Origin of the sequence: Microbacterium sp. CGR1, assembly GCF_001266755.1 — a bacterium.
GTDB lineage: Bacteria > Actinomycetota > Actinomycetes > Actinomycetales > Microbacteriaceae > Microbacterium.
Genome location: NZ_CP012299.1, coordinates 193,172 through 218,933, shown reverse-complemented (window position 1 = coordinate 218,933; position 25,762 = coordinate 193,172). Strand labels below are relative to the sequence as shown.

Below are 25,762 nucleotides of genomic sequence, written 5' to 3'. Positions count from 1 at the left end.
GGAAAGAAAGCTACGTGAACACAAGCCTGTGAGGCGGTGACGAAGAATCGTCACCGCCTCACAGGTGAAGTGCCGTCAGACTTACTCGCCGGCCTTCGTGATCTCGTAGTACAGCGGAACCGAGTTCCAGCCGAACGTGACGTTGTCGACGTTCTCGCTGAAACCACCGGTCACGTTCGAGTACCACAGCGGGATCGCGGGAAGGTCCTGGAACAGGACCTCCTGCGCCTTGGTGAAGTCCTCGATCTGAGCCTCGGCGTCGGGGTTGCTGATGCCGGCGGAGATGAGCTCGTCGAACTCGGGGTTCGTGTAGTCACCGTCGTTGGAGCCTGCGCCGGTGGCGTAGAGCGGTCCGAGGAAGTTGTACAGACCCGGGTAGTCGGCCTGCCAGCCCGAGCGCGCAGCCGTGGTGATGGTGCGGTCGTTGATCTTCGTGCGAAGGTCCTGGAAGGTCGGGTACGGGTCACCCGATGCCTCGATGCCGAGCGTGTTCTTGATGCTGTTGCTCACCGCGTCGACCCAGGCGTCGTGGCCGCCGTCGGAGTTGTACGCGATCTTGAACTCGCCGTCCCACGGTGCGATGGCGTCGGCCTCAGCCCACAGCTCCTTCGCCTTCTCGGGGTCGAAGTCGAGGACCTCGCTGCCGGGAACCGAGTCGGACCAGCCGTCGATGACCGGAGAGGTGAAGTCGGATGCCGGGGTGCGGGTGCCCGAGAAGATCGTCTCGGTGATCTCCTCGCGGTTGATCGCCATCGACAGCGCCTGACGACGCAGCTGGCCCTCTTCGCCGCTGAAGTGCGGGAGGAACTGGCCGATGGTGAAGGACTGGAACACCGCGGAGGGCTGGTTCACAGCACGGTCGCCGAGCTCGTCGGTGAAGACCGGGAGCGAGTTCGTCGGGATCGCGTCGATGACGTCGACCTCGTTCGACAGCAGGTCGGCGTATGCGGCCTCCTGCGTGGCGTAGAACTTGATGGTCAGACCGCCGTTGGCGGCCTGACGGCCACCGTCGTAGTCGTCGTTGCGGACGAGGTCGATCTGGACGTCGTGCTGCCACGCGTCTTCGCCGTCGATCATGTACGGACCGTTGCCGATCGGGTTCTGACCGAACGCTTCCATGTCCTCGAACGCGACGTCGGGGAGCGGGTAGAAGGCCGAGTAGCCGAGACGCAGAGCGAAGTCGGATGCCGGCTTGTTCAGCGCGATCGTGAAGGTGTAGTCATCGACCTGCTTGAGACCCGTGAGCTCGGAGTCGGTGTCGTAGCTGAAGCCCTCGATGTCCTCGAAGAAGTAGCTGGAGAGGTGAGCGTTCGACGCCTTGGCGCCCTCGTTCCACGCCTTGATGAAGTTGTCGGCGGTGACTTCTTCACCGTCGGTGAAGGTCAGGCCTTCCTTGATCTTGACGGTGAGGTTCTGCGGGTCCTCCGTGGTGATCTCCTCAGCCACGTCGTTGACGGGCTTGCCGTCGGCGTCGTAGTAGATCAGACCGGCGAAGATCTCGTCGAGGATCTTTCCGCCGCCCACCTCGTTGGTGTTGGTGGGGATCAGCGGGTTCTCGGGCTCCGAGCCGTTCGTGGTGATGATGGCGTCGGCGTCGGTGTTCGCACCGGAGCCGCCGTCGCCTTCATTGCCGCTTCCACCGCTCGCGCAGCCCGCGAGCGCCAGGGCGCCGATCGCGAACAGCGCAGTGCCCGCAAGGGCGATCTTGTTGCGCTTCACTTTGTGTCCTCCTGTGGACGGGTATTCATCAGACTGCGCGCTCATCGTCGAACGCGTAGGGATAGTTGACTGTAACCCGCGGTTTCGTGGACGCCGCTCTCGGCTAATGAACCGTTACTGAGTGGTGACCAACTGAAACATCCCCGAAACACGCGGAAATGCACGGAAACGAGTGACGGCGTCGTGTCCGCATGGACACGACGCCGTCACCCCTCAGGATGCGGTTCAGGCGAACGCCTCGATCGGCGGGCAGGCGCACACGAGGTTGCGGTCACCGTACGCCTGGTCGATGCGGCGCACGGGCGGCCAGTACTTGCCTGCCACCAGGGCGTGCACCGGATAGGCGGCGTCTTCACGGCTGTAGGCGTGCTCCCACTCCCCCGCGATCAGCGAGACTGCGGTGTGCGGAGCGTTGACGAGAGGGTTGTCGTCCGCGGGCCAGCGCCCGGCGGCGACGGCATCCGCTTCGGCCTTGATCATGATCATCGCCTCGATGAACCGCTCGATCTCGCCGAGGTCCTCGGACTCGGTGGGTTCCACCATCAGAGTCCCCGCGACCGGGAACGACATGGTCGGTGCGTGGAAGCCGAAGTCGATCAGTCGCTTGGCGACGTCGTCGACGGTGATCCCGGTCTCCTCGCGAAGCGGACGCAGGTCGAGGATGCACTCGTGCGCCACCCGGCCGTCCTCCCCCGCGTACAGCACGGGGAAGTGCTCGCCCAGGCGCGCGGCGATGTAGTTCGCCGACAGCACGGCGGCCGCGGTCGCGTGACGGAGGCCGTCGGCGCCCATCATCCGCACATAGGACCAGGAGATCGGCAGGATGCCCGCAGATCCGTACGGTGCCGCCGACACCGCGCCGCCTTCGAAGACGAATCCGCCCGCATGCTCCGCCCGCTGCGCGAGCGGGTGCGACGGCAGGTGGGCCGCGAGGTGCGCCTTGGCTGCGACGGGGCCCACACCGGGGCCGCCGCCGCCGTGCGGGATCGCGAACGTCTTGTGCAGGTTGAGGTGCGAGACGTCGCCGCCGAGATCGCCGAACCGGGCGTAGCCGAGCAGCGCGTTGAGGTTCGCACCGTCCACGTACACCTGGCCGTCGGCGTCGTGCACCGCGGTCGTGATCTCGACCACGTCCTGCTCGTACACGCCATGCGTCGACGGGTAGGTGATCATCAGCGCCGAGAGCTCGTCGGCGTGCGCCGCGATCTTCGCCCGCAGGTCGTCGAGGTCGACGTTCCCGAGCTCATCGCACGCCACGACGACGACCTTCATTCCGGCGAGCACCGCGGAGGCCGCGTTGGTGCCGTGCGCGGACGACGGGATCAGGCACACCGTGCGCTGCGTGTCGCCGTTCGCGAGGTGGTAGCCGCGGATGGCGAGGAGGCCGGCCAGCTCGCCCTGCGAGCCGGCGTTCGGCTGCAGCGAGACGGCGTCGTACCCCGTGACCTCGGCGAGCCACGCTTCGAGCTGCGTGATCATGTCGAGATACCCCGCGACATCGGATGCCGGCGCGAACGGGTGGATGCCCGCGAACTCCGGCCACGTGATCGATGCCATCTCGGTCGCCGCGTTGAGCTTCATCGTGCAGGACCCGAGCGGGATCATGCCGCGGTCGAGCGCATAGTCACGATCGGCGAGGCTCTTGAGATAGCGCATCATCGCCGTCTCGCTGCGGTGCGCGTGGAAGACGGGGTGCGTGAGGTACTCGTCCTGACGGAGCAGATCGCCGGGGAGGCCGCCCTGCGAACCGGAGCCGAAGAATCCGAATGCGCGCTCCCGGGCACCGCCGAAGACCTGAGCGACCTGATGGAGCTCGGCGACCGTCGTGGTCTCGTCGATCGAGATGCCGATCGTGTCGGCATCCGCGGCGTGCAGCAGGATGCCGAAACCGTGATGGGCCTGCTCCACGAACTCGGCAGCGCGCCCCGGCACCCGCACCTGGAGGGTGTCGAAGAACGAGTCGTGCACGACGTCCGCACCCGCATCGGCGAGCCAGTCGCGCAGCATCGCGGTCTTGGCCGCGACCTCCCGGGCGATCGCCTTCAGTCCATCGGGACCGTGGTAGACGGCGTACATCGACGCCATCACGGCGAGCAGCACCTGAGCGGTGCAGATGTTGCTCGTCGCCTTCTCGCGGCGGATGTGCTGCTCGCGGGTCTGCAGCGACAGCCGATACGCCGGCTTGCCGTCGGCATCGACAGAGACGCCGACGAGACGGCCGGGCAGCTGACGTTCGAGCCCTGCGCGCACAGCCATGTAGCCCGCGTGCGGGCCTCCGAAGCCGATCGGCACGCCGAAGCGCTGCGTCGTCCCGACCGCGACATCGGCCCCGAGCGAGCCGGGCGACGCGATGAGGGTGAGCGCGAGGAGGTCGGCCGCGACGACGGCGAGCCCGCCCGCGAGGTGCGCCGCATCGATCACGGCCGCCGGGTTCCAGACTCGCCCGGAGGCCCCCGGGTACTGCACGAAGACGCCGAACAGCTCGGCGGGCAGCTCCTCGCCCGCCGCGAAGTCGACGGACACCAGTTCGATGCCCACGGCCTCGGCACGGGTCCCGAGCAGTGCCTTCGTCTGCGGGAACGCGTCGGCGTCGACGGCGAAGACGTTCGACGCCTTCTTCGACGCGCGGCGTGCCAGCAGCATCCCCTCGACCACAGCGGTCGATTCGTCGAGCATCGACGCGTTCGCGGTGGTCAGGCCGGTCAGTTCGGCGACCATCGTCTGGAAGTTGATGAGTGCTTCGAGGCGACCCTGCGAGATCTCGGGCTGGTACGGCGTGTACGCGGTGTACCACGACGGATTCTCGAGCACGTTGCGCTGGATCACCTGAGGGGTGATCGTGCCGTAGTACCCGAGACCGATCATCGGCCGGTTCACCGTGTTGCGGGACGCGAGCGCTCGCAGCTCGGCGAGCGCCTCGGTCTCGCTCGCTGCGCGCGGGATCACGGACTCCGTGGAGGCGGGGGTGAAGATCGAAGCGGGCACGGCCTGACGCATCAGCGCCTCGACCGGGCTCCAGTCCTCGAGCTTCGACTCGACGCCCAGTGCGTCGAGCATCTGGCGCTGGGCGGCGGCGGTGGTTCCGATATGACGATCGGCGAAAGAGACCACTGGACGATCAGCCCTCCGTGAGAGCGACGTACGCGTCGCGGTCCATCAGGCCCTCGAGCGCACCGGCGGCGACGGAGACCTTGATGAGCCAGCCTCCGTCGAACGGCTCGGCGTTCACGAGCGACGGGTCGTCGACGACGGCGTCGTTGATCTCGACGACCGTGCCGGTGACCGGAGCGTAGAGCTCGCCGACCGACTTGGTCGACTCGATCTCACCGACGACCGAGCCTGCGGCGATCTCGGTGCCGACGGCGGGGAGTTCGACGAACACGACGTCTCCCAGCTTGTCGGCCGCGTAGTCGGTGATCCCGATGGTGACGGTGTCACCGTCAGCGGCGATCCACTCGTGCTCGTCGGTATAGCTGAGTGCGTTGAGATCGGTCATTTGGTCCTCCGGTAGAAAGGCAGGGCGGTCACGGTCGCGGGGATCCTGGTCCCCCGCACATCAAGGAATACTGCGGTTCCCGCGGCAGCGGAAGCAGGTGCCACATAGGCCATCGCGATCGGGTGGCCGAGCGTCGGGCTCAGTGCACCGCTGGTGACCTCGCCCAGCACGATGCCGTCCGCGTCGACCACCGAGTAGCCCGCGCGTCCGGCTCGCTTGCCCTCGGCGACCAGGCCGACGAGCACCGGAGCGTCGGATGCGGCATCCACCGCTCCCTTGCCGATGAAATCGGCTTTGTCGGACACCACCACTCGCCCGAGACCGGCCTGAGACGGCTTCGTCTCGCGCGAGAGCTCGTGACCGTAGAGAGGCATCCCCGCTTCGAGCCGGAGGGTGTCGCGCGCGGCGAGGCCCGCGGGGACGAGCCCGTGCGGCTGACCCGCCTCGACGAGGGCGTCCCACAGGGCGGGTGCGTCGGCGGCTCTCACCAGAAGCTCGAATCCGTCCTCGCCCGTGTAGCCGGTGCGGGCGAGCAGCAGCGGTGCACCCTGGAACAGCGCATCGGCCCAGGCGTAGTACTTCTGTTCCGCCCATGGGGTGCCGAGATCGGTGATGCCCGGCGTCGACGAGACGATCACCTCGGAGGCGGGGCCCTGGACCGCGAGCAGGGCATAGTCGTCGGAGACGTCTTCGACGTCCACGCCCCTGTCGCCGATGAACCCCGCGAAGCTGCGATCCTCTCCCTCGGCCCTGGCGGGCATCTCGCGTTCGATCCGTGATGGGAACGAACGGACGCGCGATGCGAACGCCTGGTCGACGAATCCGCGGTTTCCCGCGTTCGCGATCACCAGGAAGCGGTCGTCTGCGAGCCGGTAGACGATGACGTCGTCGATGATCCCGCCGTCGTCGGCGAGCATCAGGGAGTACTTCGCCTTGCCGACCGCCATCGCCGACAGCCGGCCCGCGAGCGAGTAGTCGAGGAACTCCCCGGCGAAGTCGCCGGTGACGAGGAACTCCGCCATATGGGAGATGTCGAAGATGCCGGCCGCCTGCCGCACGGCGTGGTGCTCGGCGAGGTCGGACGTGTATCGCACCGGCATCTGCCAACCGCCGAAGTCGGTGAACGATGCACCGAGCGCCTCGTGGCGCTCACGCAGCGGGGTGTAGCGGGGGTCGGACATGGAGTTCTCCCGGGCTGGATCGGGCGGAACAGCGACGCTGCTCCTGGGAACTCCCCCTCTGTCATGAGCCTGAGAGCTTCGCCCAGAGACTGGGCTTTCACCGTCGGCGGATCCGAGCTGACGCGGCGTCGCTCGAGATCGCTTTTCAGAGTGGCCGGAACCGCGCGGTACGCGTACCTGAGAGATTGGCGGGGAGGCTTGCTCCTTCGGTGCCCGGTTGCATTCGCCGGGGCTCTCCCGCGTGGGTCATTCGGCCTGTCTTCACTTGTGGCCTCAGTCTAGCGGGTCGACGTCGTCGGCACAGGCAGCAGAAAGCCGCGCTCCCCCGACGCCCCGAGGGTGGGGCGCCAGGCGAGCGCGGCGTCATGCACTGGAGGTCAGCGACCCGCCAGCTCGGCTCTGACCTCGTCTCGCAGACGCCCGAGGTTCTCGGGCTCGGGTGCGGCGCCCAGCAATGTCCTGGTGTACTCGTGCTGCGGATTGAGGATGACCTCGTCGGCGGGGCCCCGCTCGACGACATCGCCCTTGTAGAGCACCATGATCTCGTCGCTGAAGTGACGTGCCGTCGCGAGATCGTGCGTGATGTAGAGCACGCCGAGGTTCTCCTCCCGCTGCAGGTCTGCCAGCAGGTTGAGCACTCCCAGTCGGATCGAGACATCGAGCATCGAGACCGGCTCATCCGCGACGATGAACCGCGCGCCCGGGGCGAGCGCACGAGCGATCGCCACGCGCTGCCGCTGACCACCGGACAGCTCATGCGGGCGACGTTCGGCGAAGCTCTCGCCGGGCGACAGCCGCACGCGCTCGAGCAGCTCGATCGCCCGAGCGCGCACCTGGGAGCCAGACAGCTTGGGGTGGTGGAGCCGGATCGGCCGCTCCAGGTGATGGATGATCGTGTGGAACGGGTTGAGTGACGCGAAGGGGTCCTGGAAGACCATCTGCACCTGGGAGCGGTAGTCCTCCACGGCGCGGCCGCGCATGCCCGAGTCCTTGCCGTCGAGCAGGATCTGCCCGCCCGTCGGCGTCTCGAGCTTCATCAGCATCCGGGCGATCGTCGACTTGCCCGACCCGGATTCGCCGACGAGAGCGACCGTCTTCCCCGCTTCGATGGTGAGCGAGACGTCCTTCACCGCGTGCAGGACCGACGTCTTGAGGCCGGATCGCAGCGTGAAGTCCTTCACCAGGTTGCGGGCTTCGAGGGTGGGAGCACTCATCGGACCTCCTCCTGACTGGGCTGGTTGCCGGTGCGGACGAAATCTCCGCGCTCGCCGGTCAGACTCGGGAAGCTCGACAGGAGCTTCTTGGTGTATTCGTGCTGGGGCGTGCGGTAGATCTCCTCCGCGGTGCCCTCCTCGACGATCTGCCCCTGCAGCATCACGGCGATGCGGTCGCTGATCTCGATCAGCATGGGCAGGTCGTGCGTGATGAAGATCACCGCGAAGCCCAGCCGCTCACGCAACCGCATGATCTCGCGGATGATCCCGCGCTGCACGACCACGTCGAGCGCCGTGGTCGGCTCGTCCATGATCATCACCTGAGGGTCCAGCGCGAGCGCCATCGCGATCATCATGCGCTGACGCATGCCACCGGACAGCTCATGGGGGAAGCTCGTCAGTCTCGACGGGTCGACCCCGACCAGGGTCAGCAGCTCTTCGGCCCGCGCCTGCTTGTCCTTCTTGGACATGCCGGGGCGATGGGTCTCAAAGATGTCGAAGATCTGCGCCTTGACGCTGATGACCGGATTGAGCGAGTTCATCGCTCCCTGGAACACCATCGAGATCTTGTCCCAGCGGAAGGCCCGCAGCCCATCGCCGTCGAGAGCGACGATGTCGATGTCGTGGCCGTCGCGGTCATGGAACACGATCTCGCCGCTGGTCATGAGCGCAGGAGCCTTGAGCAGACGATTCATGCCGTAGGCGAGCGTCGTCTTGCCGCAGCCGGACTCACCGGCGAGGCCGAGGATCTCGCCTCGGTTGAGTGTGAGAGAGACGTTGCGGACCGCCTTCACGGGCGGATCCACCTCGTACTCGATCGACACGTCGCGTGCGGTCAGCACGGCATCCGGAGCGCTCATGCGGCGACCCCCTTCGTCTTGGCGGCCTTGCGCACGCGCCGAGCGGCGTCGGGTGCATTGCGGAGCTTGGGGTTGATGACCTCGTCGATCGCGAAGTTGATGAGCGAGAGTCCCGCGCCGAGCATGGCGATCATGATTCCCGGTGGGACGAACCACCACCAGGCGCCTCGTCCGAGCGCCTGACCTGACTGCGCGTCGTTGAGGATCGTCCCCCAGGTGATGGAGGAGTTGGGGCCGAGACCGAGGTACGAGAGACCGGCCTCGCCGAGGATCGCGAAGATGATCGCGAACAGGAACTGCGCGGTGAGCAACGGCAGCAGGTTCGGCATGATCTCGACCAGGATGACGCGGAAGGATCGCTCTCCCGCGACCTTGGACGCGTAGACGTAGTCACGGGTGCGCAGAGATCGGGTCTGCAGCCTGAGCACGTAGGCGGCACCGGCCCAGGACGTGATGCCGAGCACGAACGCGACGAGCTGCCAGCTGCGCTGCGGGACGAAGGAGGAGATCACCATCACCAGCGGCAGGCCGGGGATCACGATCATCACGTTGGTCAGCAGCGCCAGGGTGTCCTCGCGCCATCCGCCGAGGTACCCCGCGAGGACTCCGAAGACAAGCGACAGGATGATGGCGATTCCGCCCGCTACCACGCCCACGAGGAGCGAGCCCTGGGCGCCGATGGCGAGCTGGGCGAACATGTCGTTGCCGAGCTTGGTGGTGCCCAACCAGTGCTCCGGCGAGGGCGGGAGCAGTGCGGGGTTGTCGGTGCTTCGAGGGTCCTGCGAGAAGATCGGCGCGATGATCGCGAACAGCACGATCGCGATCACGATGCTCGCGCCGATGATGAACTTCGTCGATGAGGTGGGAAGGACGCGGCGGCGTCTGCGGCCCCGCTGGGTGGCGAGAGAGATCGTGCTCGCAGGCTGGGTCATGGGCTGATCCTTCGTGATCAGCACTGTGTTCTCGGTGTCAGACATTCTGGCGAGCCCTCGGGTCGATGAAGCCATAGACGAGGTCCATGATGAAGTTGGCGGCGAGCACCGTGATCGTGATGACGAGGAAGAGTCCCTGCATCAGCGCGTAGTCGTTGTTCGTGACCGCCTGGAACATCAGCTTCCCGATGCCCGGGTAGGTGAACACCTGCTCCATGACGATGGAGCCGGCGACCACGAATCCCAGGGTGATCGAGAAGCCGGCGATCGACGGGATCGCGGCATTGCGGGCGGCGTACGTCGTCATGATGCGACGCGGACGGAGCCCCTTGGCCTCGGCCGTGAGCACGTAGTCCTCGGCCATGGTCTGCACCATCATGTTGCGCATCCCGAACATCCAGCCGCCCACCGACGAGATCACGATCGTCAGTGCGGGCAGGATGGCGTGCGAGAGCGCATCCATGAAGAACGCCCAGGTCGGCTCGGGACCGTCCGGGAAGTCGAACACGTCGTAGCCGCCGAAGATCGGGAACCAGCCGAGCCCGACCGCGAACACCGAGACGAGCAGCAGCGCCATCCAGAAGTACGGGATGGACTGCAGCACGGTGGTCGCCGGGATGAGGTGGTCGACCCACGTTCCGCGCTTCCATCCCGCCCAGGCGCCGAGGACGACGCCGAGGATGAAGGAGATCACGGTCACCGTGCCGACGAGGATGAGCGTCCAGGGCAGCGCCTGCCCGATCAGCTCGCTCACCGGCGCGGGGAACTTGGTGACGGAGATGCCCAGGTCGCCCTGGAACATGCGCCCCCAGTACGCGATGTACTGATCCCAGAGGGACGAGTCATCACCGCCGAGAAGCAGCTTGATGTTGCGGATCGTGGTCTCGGAGACCTCGCCGCCCGCTCGCTGCATCTTGGCGATCATGATGTCCGCCGGGTTCCCCGGCATGAGCCGGGGAAGCAGGAAGTTGAGTGAGATCGCGGCCCATAGCGTGAACGCGTAGAACCCGATTCTTCGTGCATAGAACTTCATGTCACTGACCGTGCTTCCTGCTCCCCCGACTCCATGTGCTTAGTTCGCCGGCTCGAGCTGCGTCAGGACGTAGCCCGCCGCGATCGCACCCCAGGACGGTGGGAAGGCGTAGAGGTCCTCCTCCGTCGGCCATCCCGTGAAGTCCTTCGTGTTGTAGAAGGTCTGCGTCGCGTTGATCACGAGCGGGATATAGGGCAGATCACGGACGATCTCGGTCTGGATCGTGCCGTACAGCTCCTTCTTCTCTGCCTCGTCGTTCGTGCTGATCGCGGCCTGGACGGCCGTGTCGACGACGGGGTTGCTGTATCGGCTGAAGTTCCAACGCCCCGCGGGCACCTCCGAGCCCACCGCTGCGGTCGAACCGACGGTCGTGCCGCCGAACCAGTCGCGGTAGATCTGGAACGGGTCGGCCACCGAGGTTCCGACCACACCGCCGACGATCAGCTGGAAGTCACCGCCCTGACGGGCGTCCGAGAATTCCTGCCACTGCACCGTGGATGCCGTGATCTTGATGCCGGCAGCCTCTGCCTGCTCGGCGATCAGCTTCGCCGCATCGTTGTAGTCGGTCCAGCCGTCGACCGAGATCAGGCTGAGCTCGAGCGGCACGCCGTCCTTCGCGTAGAAGTCGCCGTCCTTCGTGTAGCCGGCGGCCTCGAGGATCTCGCCCGCCTCGTCGGCGTTCGCCTCCTGGGGGCTGATCTCGTTGGCGGAGTCCGCGACCCACTTCTCGTCACGGGGCAGCAGCGCGAAGGTCGGCGAGATGTCGCCGGTCAGACCGACGAACGCCTTGTCCTTGATGGCCGCGCGGTCGATCGCGACGTTGAGCGCCTGTCGAACCGCGACGTCGGTCTGGGGACCCGTGCAGCCGAGCTCGGCGTTCGAGCACGTGTACAGGACGGTCGGGTCCTGCGGCGTGTTGATCCAATCGATCGCTCCGTTGCCCGTGACGTCGTCCGGGTTCGGGATGAACATGCCCGTCCAGTCGAGCTTGCCGGCGGCGAGCAGGTCCTGTGCGGTCTGGTTGTTGTCGACCGCGATGTACTGGACCTTCTTGACTCCGAGCTCGTCGGCGTCGCGGAAGTTCTCGTTCGCGACGAGCGTGTACGACTCGCTCGTCGTCTTGTCGACCACGTAGGCGCCGGAGCCGACCGGCTCTTCGTTGGCGAAGTTCGCGAAGTCGGTGACCTCCGCCCACACGTGCTCGGGGAGGATGTAGGTCGAACCGAGGCGCTGGAACTCGGTCGTGTACTGCGCGGTCGTGTACGTGAGGACGACCGTGGTGTCGTCGGTCGCCTCCGCCGAGACGAGACCGTTGCCCTCAGGGTTGTTGGCCTCGTAGGTGAAGGAGAACGCGACGTCCGCGGCGGTCAGCGGCTCTCCGTCGCTCCACTTGAGATCGGGCTTGATGGCGATCGTGATCACCGTGCCGTCCTCGTTGTATTCGTACGAGTCTCCGATCAGACCGACGGGCTCGGAATCCGCCGTCTTGTTGAAGAAGAACAGCGGCTCGTAGATCGGCCCGAGTGCACCGTGGAGCACCGTCGGGGCGAACGGGTTGTAGTTCGCGGTGATGGGGGTCTGGCTGCCGGCCCAGACACGAAGAGCACGGTCGCCATCGCCACCGCTCCCCTCGTTGCCTCCGCCTGCGCCACAGGCCGTCAGGCCCAGGGCGAGGACGGATGCCCCCGCCACAGCGGTGAGCGCGATCTTGCGCCTTCCGTTACGGATCATTCTGTATTTCCTCTCGGTGCTGCACTGCAGGAGGGATTTCTCCGGGTGGAGTCGAACTCCGGACGGAGTTCGCAACAGATCCCGAAAGGGATTTGTTAGGACAGTAACCTAACAAATCCCTTTCATAGCGACAAGAGTCCAGAACGCTGGTATATAACGTTTCGGCCTCAGGGGCGGTGGCGTCATGAAGATGCACTAACAGTCGAGATGACACTAAGATCAGAACAGGAGGTTAAGGTATATATGACCCAAAGCAGAGGCATCGACGTCGCCGTGTCGACCGTGATCCTCACCCTTCGACGCACCGAGGACGGCTCGGCGGTGCTCGCGCTGCCACTCGTGCTGCGCACGCGCGAGCCGTTCGCCGGCCAGTGGGCCCTCCCCGGCGGCTGGCTCACCGAGACCGAATCGGCTGTCGACGCCGCAGCCAGGACTCTGGCCGAGACGACGGGACTGACGCCGAGCTATCTCGAGCAGCTCTACGCCTTCGGGGCCGTCGACCGCTCCCCCACCCGCGTCGTGTCGATCGTGTACTGGGCACTGCTCCGCCAGGATGACGTCGACGCGCAGAGCGCGGCGCATCGGGCATCCGGCAAGGCTCCGGAGAACGTGCGCTGGGTCGACCTCGATGAGCTCCCGGCGCTGGCCTTCGATCACACGAAGATCGTCGAGTACGCCCTGTGGCGACTGCGGAACAAGGTCGGCTACAGCCGCGTCGCCCACGGCTTCCTTCCTGCCGAGTTCACCCTGGCGGATCTCCGCGAGGCGTACGAGGCCATTCTCGGCAAGCACCTGGATCCGGCCAACTTCCGCCGCCAGGTCGAATCCGCCGGCAACCTCCTTCCCACCGACCGGTTCCGCACCGGCAACCACCGACCCGCCCGCCTGTACCGCTACAACACCGACGTCGAGCTGGCCGATCACGGCCCCCTCGGCCCCGAGGAGACGAGCACCCGATGAGCATCACCTTCGTTCCCACACCGGTCGTCCAGCCGATCGACGCCTCTGTCGATCACGCGATCCAGTCGATCGTGTCCGGCGCCTCGACCGACGCGACGTGCGCGACCGACCTCGCCGCCGGCCCCTGGGACTTCGACTCCCGCCCCGGATACGGTCCCGGGTCGTCGATGGGCGACGTCATCCCCACCGGCGCTCCGCGGCAGGGAGAGCTCCCCGCCGAGTACCGAGAGGCCGGCGAGGCCGACCTCGACGAGCGCATCCGCATCGCGAAGGCCACCCTCGGTGACCGCGCCGTCGTGCTCGGGCACTTCTACCAGCGCGAAGAGGTCGTGCGGCACGCCGACTACGTGGGCGACTCGTTCCAGCTCGCGACCGCGGCGAAGGAGCGTCCGAACGCCGAGGCGATCGTGTTCTGCGGAGTGCACTTCATGGCCGAGACAGCTGACCTGCTCTCGGGACCCGACCAGGCCGTGATCCTGCCCAATCTGGCGGCCGGATGCTCGATGGCCGATATGGCGGACATCGATCAGGTCGAGGACTGCTGGGAGCAGCTCGCAGACGTGCTGGGCGACCTCGACACACCCGATGCGGGTGGACGAGTGCCGGTGATCCCCGTCACGTATATGAACTCGTCGGCCGCGATCAAGGGCTTCGTGGGGCGCCACGGAGGAATCGTGTGCACCTCCTCGAATGCGCAGACCGTACTCGAGTGGGCATTCGAGCGCGGTCAGCGCGTGCTCTTCTTCCCCGACCAGCACCTCGGCCGCAACACCGCGAAGGCGATGGGCGTACCGCTCGAGCGGATGCCGATGTGGAACCCGCGCCAGGCGCTCGGCGGATCCTCCGCGGCACAGCTCGTCGACTCGCAGGTGATCCTCTGGCACGGGTTCTGCTCGGTGCACCGCCGTTTCACCGTGGATCAGATCGACCAGGCGCGGGCCGAGCACCCCGGGGTCCGGGTGATCGTGCACCCTGAGTGCCCGATGGCCGTCGTGGACGCGGCGGACGAGGCGGGATCGACCGACTACATCCGTCGGGCGATCGCCGCGGCGACCACGCCGACCACCTTCGCGATCGGCACCGAGATCAACCTCGTCCGTCGCCTCGCGGCGCAGTTCCCCCAGCACGAGATCTTCTGCCTGGACCCGGTGGTGTGCCCCTGCTCGACGATGTACCGCATCCACCCCGGGTATCTCGCCTGGGTGCTCGAAGAGCTCGTCGCGGGCCGCACGCCGAATCGGATCACGGTGACGGCGGACGTGGCCGACCCCGCCCGCATCGCCCTCGAACGGATGCTGGCGGCGAAGCCGCCCGTGGCGGCGAGCGCCCGATGAACGTCGTCGTCGTCGGCTCGGGCATCGCCGGACTCACGACGGCCCTGCACGCGCACGAAACCGGCCACTCGGTCACGATCGTGACGAAGGGTGCGCTGGGCGACGGCTGCACAGGGTACGCGCAGGGCGGCGTCGCCGGAATCTACGGCGTCGGCGACTCGGCGGCACAGCACGCCGCAGACACCATCGATGCCGGAGCAGGACTCTCGGATCCCGCCGCGGTCGATGTTCTCGTGCACGAGGGCGCGACCAGGATCGCGGAGCTGATCGCCCGAGGCGTCGCGTTCGACCGCTCACCCGACGGGCGGGTGCTGCTCGGGCGGGAGGCCGCGCACCGTCACGCACGCATCGTGCACGCCGGAGGGGATGCCACGGGAGCAGCGATCACCCGGGCGTTGGTGGCCTCGGTCCGCGACGCGGATGTCACCGTCGTGGAGGGCGCCTTCCTGGCCGACGTGATCGCCGAGGACGGCGTCGTGCGCGGCGTGCGTGTCCAGGTCGGCGGGGCGGTCTCGGAGCTCTCCGCCGACGCGGTCGTGCTCGCCACGGGCGGCGCAGGGCACCTGTATGCGCACACCACGAATCCCCTCGGCACCACGGGTGACGGCATCGCCGCCGCCGTGCGGATCGGGGCCGCGGTGGCCGACCTCGAGTTCGTGCAGTTCCATCCGACGATCCTGGCCGAGGGTCCCGCCTTCCTCGTCTCGGAAGCGGTCCGCGGCGAAGGGGCGACGCTGGTGGACGCCGACGGTCGGCGATTCGTCTTCGACAGCCACCCGGACGGCGAGCTCGCCCCGCGCGACGTCGTCGCGCGGGCGATCGCCCGCCAGTCCGCCCGACAGGGCTCCCCCGTGCGTCTCGACGCGACCAGGATCGGCGGACTCAGGCTCGCGCAGCGGTTCCCGACGATCGATCGCGTGACGCGGGAACGCGGTCTCGACTGGGGCTCCGCTCCGATCCCGGTGACACCCGCCGCCCACTATCTGATGGGAGGCGTCGTCACCGACCTCGACGGGCGCACCTCCGTCCCCGGGCTCTTCGCCGTGGGCGAGGTCGCGCGCACCGGCGTGCACGGTGCGAATCGTCTCGCCTCGAACTCGCTGCTCGAAGGCGCGGTCTTCGGAGCTCGCGCGGCAGCCGCGCTCGGCACGCCCTGGCAGCATCCTCCCGTCAGCTCGCAGCGCGGCTCGGCGCCTCGCGCACCTCTGTCCGAGGAGTCGGAATCCACCGGCGAGATCGCTGTCGGCGCCGACTTCAGTCGCGCAGCGCTGCAGCGCCTGATGTGGGACCACGTCGGCCTGCTGCGCTCGGAAGAGGGTCTGCGACACGCCGCAACCATCGTCGGCCGCTGGCTCGCCGCGATTCCCGAGCCGGCCACCGTCCGCGAGCGCGAGGATGCGAACCTCCTCCTGCTCGCCCGCGCGACCGCGTCTGCCGCGCTCGCTCGCACCGATTCCGTCGGTGCGCACTTCCGCGAACCCCTCGCCTCACCTCTCCTGGAGACAGTCTGATGCTCACCGCCGCCCACATCACCCGCGTCGTCAGCGCAGCCCTCGAGGAAGACGCCCCCTGGGGCGACCTGACGAGCGCGACCCTGCTTCCCGCGGATGCCACCGCCACTGCCGACCTCGTCGCCCGCGAAGCGGGCACCTTCAGCGGCGGCGAGGTGTTCGCGGCCGCGTTCCACCTCACCGATCCGGCGATCGCGGTCGACGTGCATGTGGGCGACGGAGACGCCTTCGATGCGGGCGACGTGCTCGCATCGGTATCCGGCTCGGCCCGCGGCATCCTCACCGCCGAGCGCATCGCTCTGAACTTCACCCAGCGGATGAGCGGTGTCGCGACAGCCACCGCCGCCTACGTGCGCGCGGTCGAGGGGACATCGGCGCGGATCGCCGACACGCGGAAGACGACCCCGGGCATGCGAGCGTTCGAACGGCATGCGGTGCTCTCGGGCGGTGGTCACAACCACCGGTTCTCGCTGTCCGATGCGGTGATGGCCAAGGACAACCATCTCGCGGTGCTGAAGCGCTCGGGCGTCGACCTCGCCTCGGCTCTGCGGGATGCGCTCTCCCGGCTGCCTCACACGACGCACGTGGTCGTCGAGGTCGACCGGCTCGATCAGATCCCCGCCGTGCTCGACGGGGGTGCGCACACGGTGCTGCTCGACAACTTCTCTCTCGACGACCTGCGCGCCGGGGTCTCGATGATCGGCGATCGCGCGCAGGTCGAAGCCTCGGGCGGGGTCGCTCTCGACACGGTCGGGGCGATCGCGGCGACCGGGGTCGACGTCATCTCGGTCGGCGCCCTGACGCACTCCGCCCGGGCGCTCGATCTCGGTCTCGACGTGCGGATCGACTGACGGGGATGCTCTATCTCGATCACGCCGCAACGGCTCCGGTGCGACCGGAGGTCGTCGAGGCCATGCGCCCGTTTCTGACCGGGGTCTTCGGCAATCCGTCGAGCCACCACACGTACGGTGAGGCCGCGGCGAGCGCACTCGATGACGCACGGTCGCGGGTGGCCCGAGTGCTGGGCATGCGCGCGGGCGATGTGATCTTCACATCCGGTGGAACGGAATCGAACAATCTCGCGGTGAAGGGCATCGTGCTGGCAGCCCTCGCACGCGGTCGCCGGCATCTGGTCGTCTCGCCGATCGAGCACGAGTCGATCCTCGAATCCGCCGACCACATGCGGCGCTTCCACGACGTCGAGGTGACGCCGATCCCCGTCGACGGCCTCGGCAGGATCTCCGTCGCCGCTCTGACGCAGGCCCTGCGCGATGACACCGCACTGGTCGCCGTCGGACACGCCAACAACGAGATCGGCACGGTCCAGGACGTCGCCTCCCTCGCAGCAGCCGCGAGGGAGGCAGGCGTCCCGGTGCATGTCGACGCCGTGCAGTCTGCGGGGTGGCTGCCGCTCAGCGGCCTCGGAGCGGATGCCGTCGCGATCGCCGGGCACAAGCTCGGAGCTCCGAAGGGGGTCGGAGCGCTCGCCGTGCGAGGGCGCGTCGCGCTCGAGCCGCTCATGCACGGGGGCGGCCAGGAACGAGGACGCCGTTCGGGCACCGAGAACGTCGCCGGCGCGGTGGCCCTCGCGACAGCGCTGGAGCTCGCCGACGCGGAGCGCGAGGAGGCGAGCGCCCGGGTCGCTGAGTCGACGGGGCGCTTCATCGCCGCGGTGCACGCACTCGTGCCGCAGGCGGCCCTCACCGGCGACCCCGTGACACGGCTGCCCGGCACGGCGAGCTTCACGTTCGCCGGAGTCAGCGGGGAGGCTGTCCTGCTCGAGCTCGAGCGTCGGGGCGTGGTGTCGTCGAGCGGTTCTGCCTGCGCCGCCGGAAGCGACGAGCCCTCGCATGTGCTTCTCGCATGCGGGATCTCCCCCGCGGTCGCGCAGACCTCTGTGCGGTTCACCTTCGGACGCGAGGCGCTCCCGCACGACCTGGCCGAACGGCTCGCCGGGCTGGTCGCCGAATCGGTGCGCGCGGTCACCCACCCCTGAACGACGAGCCCGACCGGCCGGCCATAGACTCGGCTCGTGACCGCCTCCGCCCCGATCGTGACCCTGATCGTCCCCGGCCGCGACATCGGCGCCTTCGCTCCTGCCGCACTCGAGTCGCTGCGCTCGCAGACCGAGACGCGGTGGAACGCGATCCTCATCGACGACGGATCCAGAGACGACACGGCGGAGATCTTCGCCGCGGCCGCCGCATCGGATCCACGGTTCCGGGCGGTGCAGCACGAGGCGTCCCGAGGCCTGGGTGCCGCGCGGAACGTCGGCATCGACCTCGTCGACACTCCCCTGATCGGCTTCCTCGACGCAGACGACGAACTCACGCCCTCGGCCCTCGAACGACTCGTCGGGACGCTCGCCGAGACCGGCAGCGATTTCGTCGCCGGCGCCTACGTGCGGTCGCGCTTCGACGGCGAGCGCTACGTCGCGGGGCGCGTGCAGCCGTGGGTGTCGGCAGCGACGTCGCCCGAACGACTCGCCACCACGATCGCGGAGCACCCTCGAGCGAGCGCGAACATCGTGGCTTGGTCGAAGGTCAGCCGCACCGAGTTCTGGAACGATCTGAGGTTCCCCGAGGGCGTCGCCTACGAGGATCAGGTGGTCGCCCAGCTGATGTACACACGGGCGCGCAGCTTCGATGTCATCCCCGACACCGTGGTGCGCTGGCGCCTGCGCGCGGACGGCACCTCGATCACGCAGGGGCGTGCGAAGCTCCCCGTGCTGCGCGACTATCTCACGGCTCTGCGCGGAGGAATCCGCGTGCTGCACGAGGCGGGGGCACAGGCCGCCGTCACTGCCCGTCTCGAGCTGATCCTAGCCATGGACATTCCGCCGCTGCTCGAGATCGCGCGCACGCACACCGAACCGGACTACTCAGCCGAGGTCGACGCGTTCGTCGCCGAGATCGAAGCACTCCCCGAGCACGCCGCCGCCCGCCCCGATCCCGCCCTCACCGCCGCGCTGGCGTGGTGAGACGCGCACTCTGGAGACCGATGAACCAGTACCTCGCCGACCTCTTCTCGCTCGAGGGGCGCACCGCCGTCGTCACCGGTGGCAGCTCGGGCATCGGACGCGGCATCGCGACGGCACTCGCGAGCGCAGGCGCCTCGACCGTGATCGTGGCGCGCGGTGAAGCGCGGATTGCCGAGACCGTGGCGGAGCTCACCCGCGCCGGATGCCGGGCGGCAGGAGTCGTCGGAGACCTCGGCACGCGGGAGGGAATCCGAGCCCTCGCTGAAGCGGCCGTCGAGCCGTTCGGCGAGCCGGACATCCTGGTGAACTCCGCAGGGATCAACATCCGCCCGCCGTTCTCCGAGATCACCGAGGGCGACTGGGACGCGACGATGACCGTGAATGCGCTCGCCCCTTTCCTGCTCGGCCAGCGCTATGCCACCGGCATGGCCGAGCGGGGCTACGGGCGCCTGATCCACATCAGCTCTCAGCAGGCGCATCGCGCGTTCGTCGGCAGCGGCGTCTACGGCGCCTCGAAGGGAGCCGTGGAGTCGCTGATGCGCTCGGAGGCCGAGGCATGGGGAAGCACCGGAGTCACGAGCAACAGTCTCGTCCCGGGGTTCGTGCTCACCCCGCTCAACGCCAGGCTGCAAGAGGACCCCGAGCAGATCGCCGCCCTCGCCGCACGGACCATGATCGGACGCAACGGACTGCCGTCGGATTTCGCGGCCGCGGCCGTGTTCCTCGCCGGCGCCGGCTCGAGCTACGTCACCGGGCAGTCGCTGTTCATCGACGGCGGCCTGTCGGTGCACTGAGCACGTCTCACCCCTCGGCCGGGTAGACCCGCTCGTCGGCACGGGACACGTCGAGCAGCGGAACCGGAGCGGTGAGCGCGTCGACCGCATCCGCCCCGGCGGAATCCTCCGGAGCCCGGTCGGCCCGACGGTGGGCGAGGGCCGCGCGCACGCCTCCCGAGACGGCCGTCTCGACGGCCCTCTCCGTATCGAGCACACGCGAAGCGGCCACCTGCTGCGCGGCGAGCTCGGCATAGAGACCGCCCCGCGCGAGGAGCTCTGCGTGAGTGCCCGACTCCACGATCAGGCCGGCTTCGACGACATGGATGACGTCGGCCCCCATGATCGTCGAGAGTCGATGCGCGATGGTCAGCGTCGTGCGCCCCTTGGCCGCTTCGTCCAACGCCTCCTGCACGACGCGCTCCGACACCGTGTCGAGAGCGGACGTCGCTTCGTCGAGCAGCAGCACGGGCGGATCCTTCAATAGCACTCGGGCGATCGCGATGCGCTGCTTCTCACCGCCCGAGAGACGGTATCCCCGTTCTCCGACCACGGTGTCATAGCCGTCTTCGAACCCGCTGATGATGTGATGGATGTTCGCTGCGGTGCAGGCGGCGATCATCTCCTCGTCCGTCGCGTCGGGTCTGGCGTACAGCAGGTTCTCGCGGATCGTCGCGTGGAACAGGTACGTCTCCTGCGAGACGATGCCGACCTGGTCGATGATCGACTCCTGCGTGAGGGTCTTCACGTCCGCCCCCGCGAACAGCACCGCGCCGCCATGCGCCTCGTACAGTCTCGGCGCCAGATACAGCACCGTCGTCTTGCCCGCACCCGAGGGACCGACGAATGCGACGTGCTGACCGGGCTCGGCCACGAACGAGACGCCCTGCAGGGTGGGGCGAGCATCGGGTGCCGCGTCCGGATAGCGGAAGACGACGTCGGCGAACTCGATCCGTCCCCGTGGCCCCGGCGCTTCAGCGACCGTGATCGCATCCGGGGCGTCCTGGATCTCGGGCACCAGGTCGAGGTACTCGAAGATGCGCGCGAACAGCGCAGACGACGTCTGAAGGTCGAGCGACACCCGCATGAGGCCCATCAGCGGCTGCAGCAGACGGGCCTGGACGGTCGTGAAGGCGACGACGGTTCCCGCGGTGATCGCGCCGGTGCCACCGGCGATCAAGTAGCCCGAGACGAGGTAGATGACCGCGGGGACGCTCGCCATCAGCACCTGGACGACCGCGAAGAAGCCCTGCCCGCTCATCGCCCGCCGTACCTGCAGCCTCACCTGGTTGCGGTTCTCGGCCTGGTACCGCTGCGATTCGGTGCGCTGTCGGTTGAACGCCTTCGACAGGAGCATCCCCGACACGCTCAGAGTCTCCTGCGTGATGGAGGTGAGCTCGGACAGTGACTCCTGAGTCTCGCCGGCGATGCGCGCACGGACCTGCCCCACGCGTCGCTGCACGATGATGAGGAACGGCATGAGCACGACAGCGATGAGCGTGAGTCGCCAATCGATCAGGATCATCGCGACGAGGGAGGCGATGACCGTCACGACATTGCCGAGGATGCTGGTCACGGTGTTGGTCAGGACGCCCGAGACGCCGCCGACGTCGTTCTGCAGACGCGACTGGATGACGCCGGTCTTCGTCCGGGTGAAGAATCCGAGCTCCATGGCCTGCAGATGCTCGAACAGCCGGACCCGCAGATCGCCCGTGACGCTGTTGCCGACGGTCGAGGTGAGCCAGGTCTGCGCGACGCCGAGGACGGCGGAGAGGAGGAAGAGCCCGACCATCGCCGAGACCAGCCAGATCAGGAGCTGCAGCTGGGGGCCACCGCCGTCGACGGGGAAGAGCGCGTCGTCGAAGATGCGCTGCACGATCAGCGGCGGGATCACGGCGATGGCGGCGCCGATCACGACCAATACGCCGGTCCAGAAGATGCGCCAGCGGTACGGACGGAACAGCGCGATCACCCTGGATCCGAGCCCGCTGATGCGCGGTGCCTCGGCGTTGAGCCGACGCTGTGCGCTCTCGTCCACACCGCGGAATCCCCCGCGTCCACCACCCATGCTCATGTCGCCAGCGTAGTCAGCACGCATGACCCCGGGACGCGCTCAGCGCGGGCGTCCGTCCGCTGAGAGCGGATTCAGAGGGATCCGGAATGAAATGTCCGAACCTGTGGTTACGCTGAGTGGTCCCCGCGCACTCGCGCGATCTCCCCCTCTCTTCAGTGCCTTGGAGGCCGTATGTCTGCCGTCGACACCGGGTCGATCACCACGCCCCCTCCCGCGCGCAGCGGCGAGATCGCCCGCAGCGACATGCGCGTGATCTGGCTCCTGCTCGTCGCCGCGTTCGTCGCGATCCTCAACGAGACCACGATGGGCATCGCGATCCCCCATCTGAACGTCGATCTGGGCATCCCGCCCGAGCTCGGCCAGTGGCTGACGAGCGCATTCATGCTCACCATGGCGGTCGTCATCCCGACGACCGGGTTCATCCTGCAGCGCTTCACGACCCGTCAGGTCTTCATCGCCGCGATGATCTCGTTCTCGCTCGGAACCCTGGTCGCCCTCGTGGCGCCCGGCTTCGAGATCCTCCTCGCCGGCCGCGTCATCCAGGCCGCCGGCACGGGCATCATGATGCCGCTCCTCATGACCACCATCATGAACGTCGTCCCCGCCCAGTCGCGCGGACGCATGATGGGGCGCGTCGGACTCGTCATCTCGCTCGCTCCCGCGATCGGACCGACGCTCGCCGGTGCGGTCCTCGAGACGCTCCACTGGCGTGCGCTGTTCGCGATCATCCTGCCCATCGCGCTCGTCTCGCTGCTCATCGGCGTCAAGTGGATGACCAACCTGGGTGAGACCCGCGTGGTCCCCCTCGATGTCGTCTCCATCCCGCTCGCCGCTCTCGGATTCGGCGGCATCGTCTTCGGTCTCAGCCAGTTCGGCGGCGAAGGCGGATCCGGCGAGACCGCCGGTGTCGTCGCTCTCGTCGTGGGTGCCGTCGCACTCGCGCTGTTCGTGTGGCGCCAGCTGGTGCTGCAGCGGGTCGACGACGCACTGCTCGACCTGCGCGTGTTCCGCTCGGCGAACTTCACGTTCTCGGTCGTCATCATGACGATCCTCGCGCTGTCGATGTTCGGGACGCTGACCCTTCTGCCGCAGTACCTGCAGAACGTCGCCGGCCTCAACGCCCTCGAGTCCGGCCTCATCCTCCTTCCCGGTTCGGTGCTGATGGGTCTGCTCGGCCCCATCATGGGTCGGGTGTACGACGCACGCGGCACTCGCCCGCTGCTGATCCCCGGAACGATCCTCGTGTCGGCCGCGCTGTTCTACTACTCGACCGTCGGCGAGCACACCGTGTGGTGGGTCCTCATCATCGTGCAGGCGGCCATGTCGGTCGGACTCGCGATGTCGTTCACGCCGTTGTTCTCCGCGTCGCTCGGGTCGCTGCAGCGTTCGCTGTACTCACACGGCTCCGCTGTGCTGAACACCCTCCAGCAGGTCGGTGGCGCGGCGGGCGTGGCGGTGCTGACGGTGACGTACTCCGCCATCCTGCACGCCGGAGAAGCCGAAGGGCTCCCCACGGCGGTCGCCGGTGCGCCGGGTGCCCGCATGGCATTCCTCATCGCCGCGATCATCTCGCTGGCTGCGGTGGCGCTGAGCCCCTTCGTCCGCAAGCCGGCAGACGATGTCTCCGGCGGAGCGCACGGCGGGCACTGATCGTCCCGCTGCGGCGGCGTCTCCTGCTACTGCGTCTTCGGCGCAGGGAAGTGGCAGACGCCGCCGCTGCAGTACCCGGCGGCGTCGTCATCAAGCAGGTTCGGAGTTCCGGTCAGCGGCTGAAGCACGGTCGGTGCGTCCTGCTCGGCGGAGTCCTGTGTCTTGGCCATCATTCGATCGTACGCCTGTGGCGACGGCATGGCGCGGAAATGCGGCGGCGGCCGGGGGCGGCTGATCATCAGACGTTCTGCCCTACGGTGGACGAGTGCTCAAACGACTCCTCGCCCGCTTCTTCTGGGCAGTCAGCCGCTGGACCCTCACCGCCGAGGCCACTCCTCAGAGACCCACCATCCTCATCGGTGCGCCGCACACGTCCAACTGGGACTTCGTGCTCATGCTGGCGATCGCGTGGAGACTGGGCATCGAGGTGCACTGGCTCGGCAAGAACAGCCTGTTCCGCGGGTGGCGGGGTCCGATCATGCGTCGTCTCGGCGGCATCGCCGTCGACCGCGCCGACCCGGCGCGGGTCGTCAACGACGTCGTGGAGCAGGTCCATTCCGGCGGCGTCTTCGGCCTCGTGATCACGCCCGACGGCACTCGCGGGGGCAACGAGTACTGGAAGTCCGGCTTCTATCGGATCGCACGAGAGACCGGGATGCCGGTGACTCTCGGTTTCGTCGACCGCAGCACGATGACCACCGGACTCGGCCCCACGATCGAGCTGACGGGGGACGTCGCCGCTGACATGGACAGGATCCGGGCGTTCTACGCAGACAAGGCCGGTCTCCGTCCCGAACGCCGCACCGTGCCGCGGCTGCGCGAGGAGCACGCGAACGGCGACAGCTGACAACGCCGTCTCAGGCCGAGTCCTCCTGCTCGATCTCCGACCGGGCCTCGGAACGGGCGTACTCCAGATCGTCGTCGGACAGCGTCTCGGCCATGCCGACCACAGCCCCGGTGATCGTCCTGATCTCATCCCGCGTTCGCTCGCCGAGGTGCGGCGCGGTATCTCCGAGCACCTCGACTCGCGCCTCGAGCGACAGCCCGGGCCACCACTCGCGGATCGGTGGAAGCGTCATCCCCTGCTCCTCGAGTGCATCTGCGCAAGAGTCTGGACAGACTCCGAGCGGTGCCGCAAAACTGACTCCATGGAACCCGACCACCGATCTGCACCGTCGAGCGAGCTCGATGACCGACGAGACGGACGCGACGAGACTCGGAACGAGCGCGCCGACCGCAACTGGGAGGAGCTCCTGCAGGAGCTGCGAGTCATGCAGACCGGTACGCAGATCCTCACCGGATTCCTGCTGGCCGTTGCCTTCACTCCCCGCTTCGAGGACATGGACGAGGTCCAGAGGGATCTGTACGTGGTGCTGGTGGCACTCGCCGCGCTGGCGACGATCCTGGCGCTCGCGCCGGTGGGCATGCATCGGGCGCTGTTCGGTCGCCGCCGCAAACCCGAACTCGTCCGGGTGGCCGCTCGGATCGTGAAGATCGACCTCGTGGCGATCTCCGCACTGACGATCGGTGTGACCACCCTCATCATCGACTTCACCGTCGATCGCGCCGCCGGACTCATCGCGCTCGTCTCCTCACTGGTCGCCGTCCTCCTTCTCTGGCTCGTCCTCCCGCGCCTGGTCCGGCGAGAGGCCGACCGTACGCGGGAGGACGAACGAGAGTGAGACGCCAGCTCAGCTGGTCGCGGGAGTGCGGTTCTCGGCACTCACCATCCACGCGAACTGCTCCAGGCTCTCGAGCACCGCGTGCAGGATGTCGGCCGACGTGGGGTCTTCCTCGTCGACGGCATCGTGCACGTCGCGGATCGTCCCGATCGTCGCCTCGAGGCGCGCGGTGATGAGGTCGATCGTGTCGGTCGTCGAGACCTCGCCCATCGGGAACGCGGGAAGAGAGGTCGATTCCGCGATCGTGTCCGTGCGTCCGTCTGGCACCGCGTGCAGTGCCCGCATCCGCTCGGCGACCGTGTCGCTGAACGTGCGCGCGGCGTCGATGATCTCGTCGAGCTGACGGTGGGTGTCCCGGAAGTTGCGTCCGACGACGTTCCAGTGAGCCTGCTTGCCCTGTAGTGAGAGCTCGATCAGGTCGACCAGCACGAGCTGCAGGTTCGCGGCGAGGGTGGGCGACGCCGTGAATCCCTTCTCGGCGTTCTGCCTTCTCGTCGTCTTCGCTCCGCGCTTGGATGCGGTGCCGGTCTTGGACGCGCTCTTGGACGTGCTCTTCTCAGCCATGAGTCCTCCTGGGGTTGGAAACTGCGAGATTAGCTCCGCTCGCGGCCCGTATCGAGGGGGTTGACAGT

Annotated in this window: 23 protein-coding genes and 2 riboswitches; of the genes, 10 read left to right on the top strand and 13 right to left on the bottom strand. The window is 67.8% G+C overall.

Translation table 11 applies throughout. The features are described 5' to 3' along the window. Positions 1-81: 81 nt before the first annotated feature. The 9 genes from AKG07_RS01015 to AKG07_RS00975 all read right to left on the bottom strand — a co-directional run bounded on the left by AKG07_RS01015 (position 82) and on the right by AKG07_RS00975 (position 12,166). Positions 82-1,719, bottom strand: coding sequence for a peptide ABC transporter substrate-binding protein (locus AKG07_RS01015; RefSeq protein WP_150115049.1), 1,638 nt, complete (start codon positions 1,717-1,719; stop codon positions 82-84). Positions 1,720-1,944: 225 nt separating this feature from the next. Next, the gene (gene gcvP, locus AKG07_RS01010) at positions 1,945-4,776 is read right to left on the bottom strand and encodes an aminomethyl-transferring glycine dehydrogenase (RefSeq protein ID WP_053099051.1); all 2,832 of its coding nucleotides are present in this window, start codon (positions 4,774-4,776) and stop codon (positions 1,945-1,947) included. A 61-nt stretch (positions 4,777-4,837) separates the two neighbouring features. Further along, positions 4,838-5,215 carry a glycine cleavage system protein GcvH gene (gene gcvH / locus AKG07_RS01005; protein WP_053095562.1) on the bottom strand — a complete coding sequence of 126 codons (378 nt, stop codon included), beginning with the start codon at positions 5,213-5,215 and terminating at the stop codon, positions 4,838-4,840. Then, a complete protein-coding gene (locus AKG07_RS01000) occupies positions 5,212-6,396 on the bottom strand; it encodes a glycine cleavage system aminomethyltransferase GcvT (RefSeq protein WP_053095561.1) in 1,185 nt (394 codons plus the stop codon). Before AKG07_RS01000 ends, gcvH begins: the two co-directional genes overlap by 4 nt. Before the next feature lie 51 nt (positions 6,397-6,447). Then, a riboswitch (glycine riboswitch) is annotated at positions 6,448-6,550 on the bottom strand. A 1-nt stretch (position 6,551) separates the two neighbouring features. Next, positions 6,552-6,646, bottom strand: a riboswitch (glycine riboswitch). Positions 6,647-6,773: 127 nt separating this feature from the next. After that, complete coding sequence (locus AKG07_RS00995) at positions 6,774-7,610, bottom strand: ABC transporter ATP-binding protein (protein WP_053095560.1); 837 nt, start codon at positions 7,608-7,610, stop codon at positions 6,774-6,776. Beyond that, complete coding sequence (locus AKG07_RS00990; RefSeq protein WP_053095559.1) at positions 7,607-8,470, bottom strand: ABC transporter ATP-binding protein; 864 nt, start codon at positions 8,468-8,470, stop codon at positions 7,607-7,609. The genes AKG07_RS00995 and AKG07_RS00990 overlap by 4 nt, the downstream gene beginning before the upstream one ends. Continuing rightward, positions 8,467-9,447: an ABC transporter permease gene (locus AKG07_RS00985; protein ID WP_053095558.1), complete on the bottom strand. Its 981-nt coding sequence runs from the start codon at positions 9,445-9,447 to the stop codon at positions 8,467-8,469. Before AKG07_RS00985 ends, AKG07_RS00990 begins: the two co-directional genes overlap by 4 nt. After that, complete coding sequence (locus tag AKG07_RS00980) at positions 9,440-10,435, bottom strand: ABC transporter permease (protein WP_053095557.1); 996 nt, start codon at positions 10,433-10,435, stop codon at positions 9,440-9,442. The genes AKG07_RS00985 and AKG07_RS00980 overlap by 8 nt, the downstream gene beginning before the upstream one ends. A gap of 39 nt (positions 10,436-10,474) precedes the next feature. Next, on the bottom strand, positions 10,475-12,166 hold the full coding sequence (locus tag AKG07_RS00975; protein ID WP_053095556.1) for an ABC transporter substrate-binding protein: 1,692 nt from the start codon (positions 12,164-12,166) through the stop codon (positions 10,475-10,477). Positions 12,167-12,409: 243 nt separating this feature from the next. Between AKG07_RS00975 and AKG07_RS00970 the strand changes: the two genes are divergently transcribed. Genes AKG07_RS00970 through AKG07_RS00940 form a run of 7 tightly spaced genes read left to right on the top strand, consistent with a single transcriptional unit; the run spans position 12,410 to position 19,745 of the window. After that, the gene (locus AKG07_RS00970; RefSeq protein WP_053095555.1) at positions 12,410-13,126 is read left to right on the top strand and encodes an NUDIX hydrolase; all 717 of its coding nucleotides are present in this window, start codon (positions 12,410-12,412) and stop codon (positions 13,124-13,126) included. Further along, positions 13,123-14,460 carry a quinolinate synthase NadA gene (gene nadA / locus AKG07_RS00965; RefSeq protein WP_053095554.1) on the top strand — a complete coding sequence of 446 codons (1,338 nt, stop codon included), beginning with the start codon at positions 13,123-13,125 and terminating at the stop codon, positions 14,458-14,460. Before AKG07_RS00970 ends, nadA begins: the two co-directional genes overlap by 4 nt. Beyond that, positions 14,457-15,971, top strand: coding sequence for an L-aspartate oxidase (gene nadB, locus AKG07_RS00960; RefSeq protein WP_053095553.1), 1,515 nt, complete (start codon positions 14,457-14,459; stop codon positions 15,969-15,971). The genes nadA and nadB overlap by 4 nt, the downstream gene beginning before the upstream one ends. Beyond that, a complete protein-coding gene (gene nadC / locus AKG07_RS00955) occupies positions 15,971-16,822 on the top strand; it encodes a carboxylating nicotinate-nucleotide diphosphorylase (RefSeq protein ID WP_053095552.1) in 852 nt (283 codons plus the stop codon). Before nadB ends, nadC begins: the two co-directional genes overlap by 1 nt. Positions 16,823-16,827: 5 nt before the next feature. Further along, positions 16,828-17,967, top strand: coding sequence for a cysteine desulfurase family protein (locus tag AKG07_RS00950; protein ID WP_053095551.1), 1,140 nt, complete (start codon positions 16,828-16,830; stop codon positions 17,965-17,967). Positions 17,968-18,003: 36 nt separating this feature from the next. Continuing rightward, entirely contained in the window at positions 18,004-18,951 is a 948-nt protein-coding gene (locus AKG07_RS00945) for a glycosyltransferase family 2 protein (protein ID WP_053095550.1), read from the top strand. Positions 18,952-18,971: 20 nt separating this feature from the next. Continuing rightward, positions 18,972-19,745: an SDR family NAD(P)-dependent oxidoreductase gene (locus tag AKG07_RS00940; protein WP_053095549.1), complete on the top strand. Its 774-nt coding sequence runs from the start codon at positions 18,972-18,974 to the stop codon at positions 19,743-19,745. Between the two features lie 7 nt (positions 19,746-19,752). Here the strand turns inward: AKG07_RS00940 and AKG07_RS00935 are convergent, their stop codons facing one another. Further along, positions 19,753-21,798 (bottom strand): ABC transporter ATP-binding protein, encoded by a 2,046-nt coding sequence (locus AKG07_RS00935; RefSeq protein ID WP_053099050.1) that lies wholly within the window; start codon positions 21,796-21,798, stop codon positions 19,753-19,755. Between the two features lie 171 nt (positions 21,799-21,969). Here AKG07_RS00935 and AKG07_RS00930 point away from each other — a divergent pair, with 171 nt between their 5' ends. Then, positions 21,970-23,448 carry an MDR family MFS transporter gene (locus AKG07_RS00930; RefSeq protein WP_053095548.1) on the top strand — a complete coding sequence of 493 codons (1,479 nt, stop codon included), beginning with the start codon at positions 21,970-21,972 and terminating at the stop codon, positions 23,446-23,448. Positions 23,449-23,474: 26 nt separating this feature from the next. Here AKG07_RS00930 and AKG07_RS17785 read toward each other — a convergent pair whose 3' ends face one another. Beyond that, on the bottom strand, positions 23,475-23,618 hold the full coding sequence (locus tag AKG07_RS17785) for a hypothetical protein (RefSeq protein WP_164481686.1): 144 nt from the start codon (positions 23,616-23,618) through the stop codon (positions 23,475-23,477). Between the two features lie 95 nt (positions 23,619-23,713). On the opposite strand from AKG07_RS17785, the gene AKG07_RS00925 reads away from it, so the two are divergent. Continuing rightward, positions 23,714-24,295 (top strand): 1-acyl-sn-glycerol-3-phosphate acyltransferase, encoded by a 582-nt coding sequence (locus AKG07_RS00925; protein ID WP_053095547.1) that lies wholly within the window; start codon positions 23,714-23,716, stop codon positions 24,293-24,295. A 10-nt stretch (positions 24,296-24,305) separates the two neighbouring features. Here the strand turns inward: AKG07_RS00925 and AKG07_RS00920 are convergent, their stop codons facing one another. Further along, positions 24,306-24,527: a hypothetical protein gene (locus AKG07_RS00920; protein WP_053095546.1), complete on the bottom strand. Its 222-nt coding sequence runs from the start codon at positions 24,525-24,527 to the stop codon at positions 24,306-24,308. Between the two features lie 69 nt (positions 24,528-24,596). Between AKG07_RS00920 and AKG07_RS00915 the strand changes: the two genes are divergently transcribed. Continuing rightward, on the top strand, positions 24,597-25,130 hold the full coding sequence (locus AKG07_RS00915; protein WP_053095545.1) for a DUF6328 family protein: 534 nt from the start codon (positions 24,597-24,599) through the stop codon (positions 25,128-25,130). 9 nt (positions 25,131-25,139) lie between these two features. Here the strand turns inward: AKG07_RS00915 and AKG07_RS00910 are convergent, their stop codons facing one another. Next, on the bottom strand, positions 25,140-25,694 hold the full coding sequence (locus AKG07_RS00910) for a Dps family protein (protein WP_053095544.1): 555 nt from the start codon (positions 25,692-25,694) through the stop codon (positions 25,140-25,142). Positions 25,695-25,762: the final 68 nt, after the last annotated feature.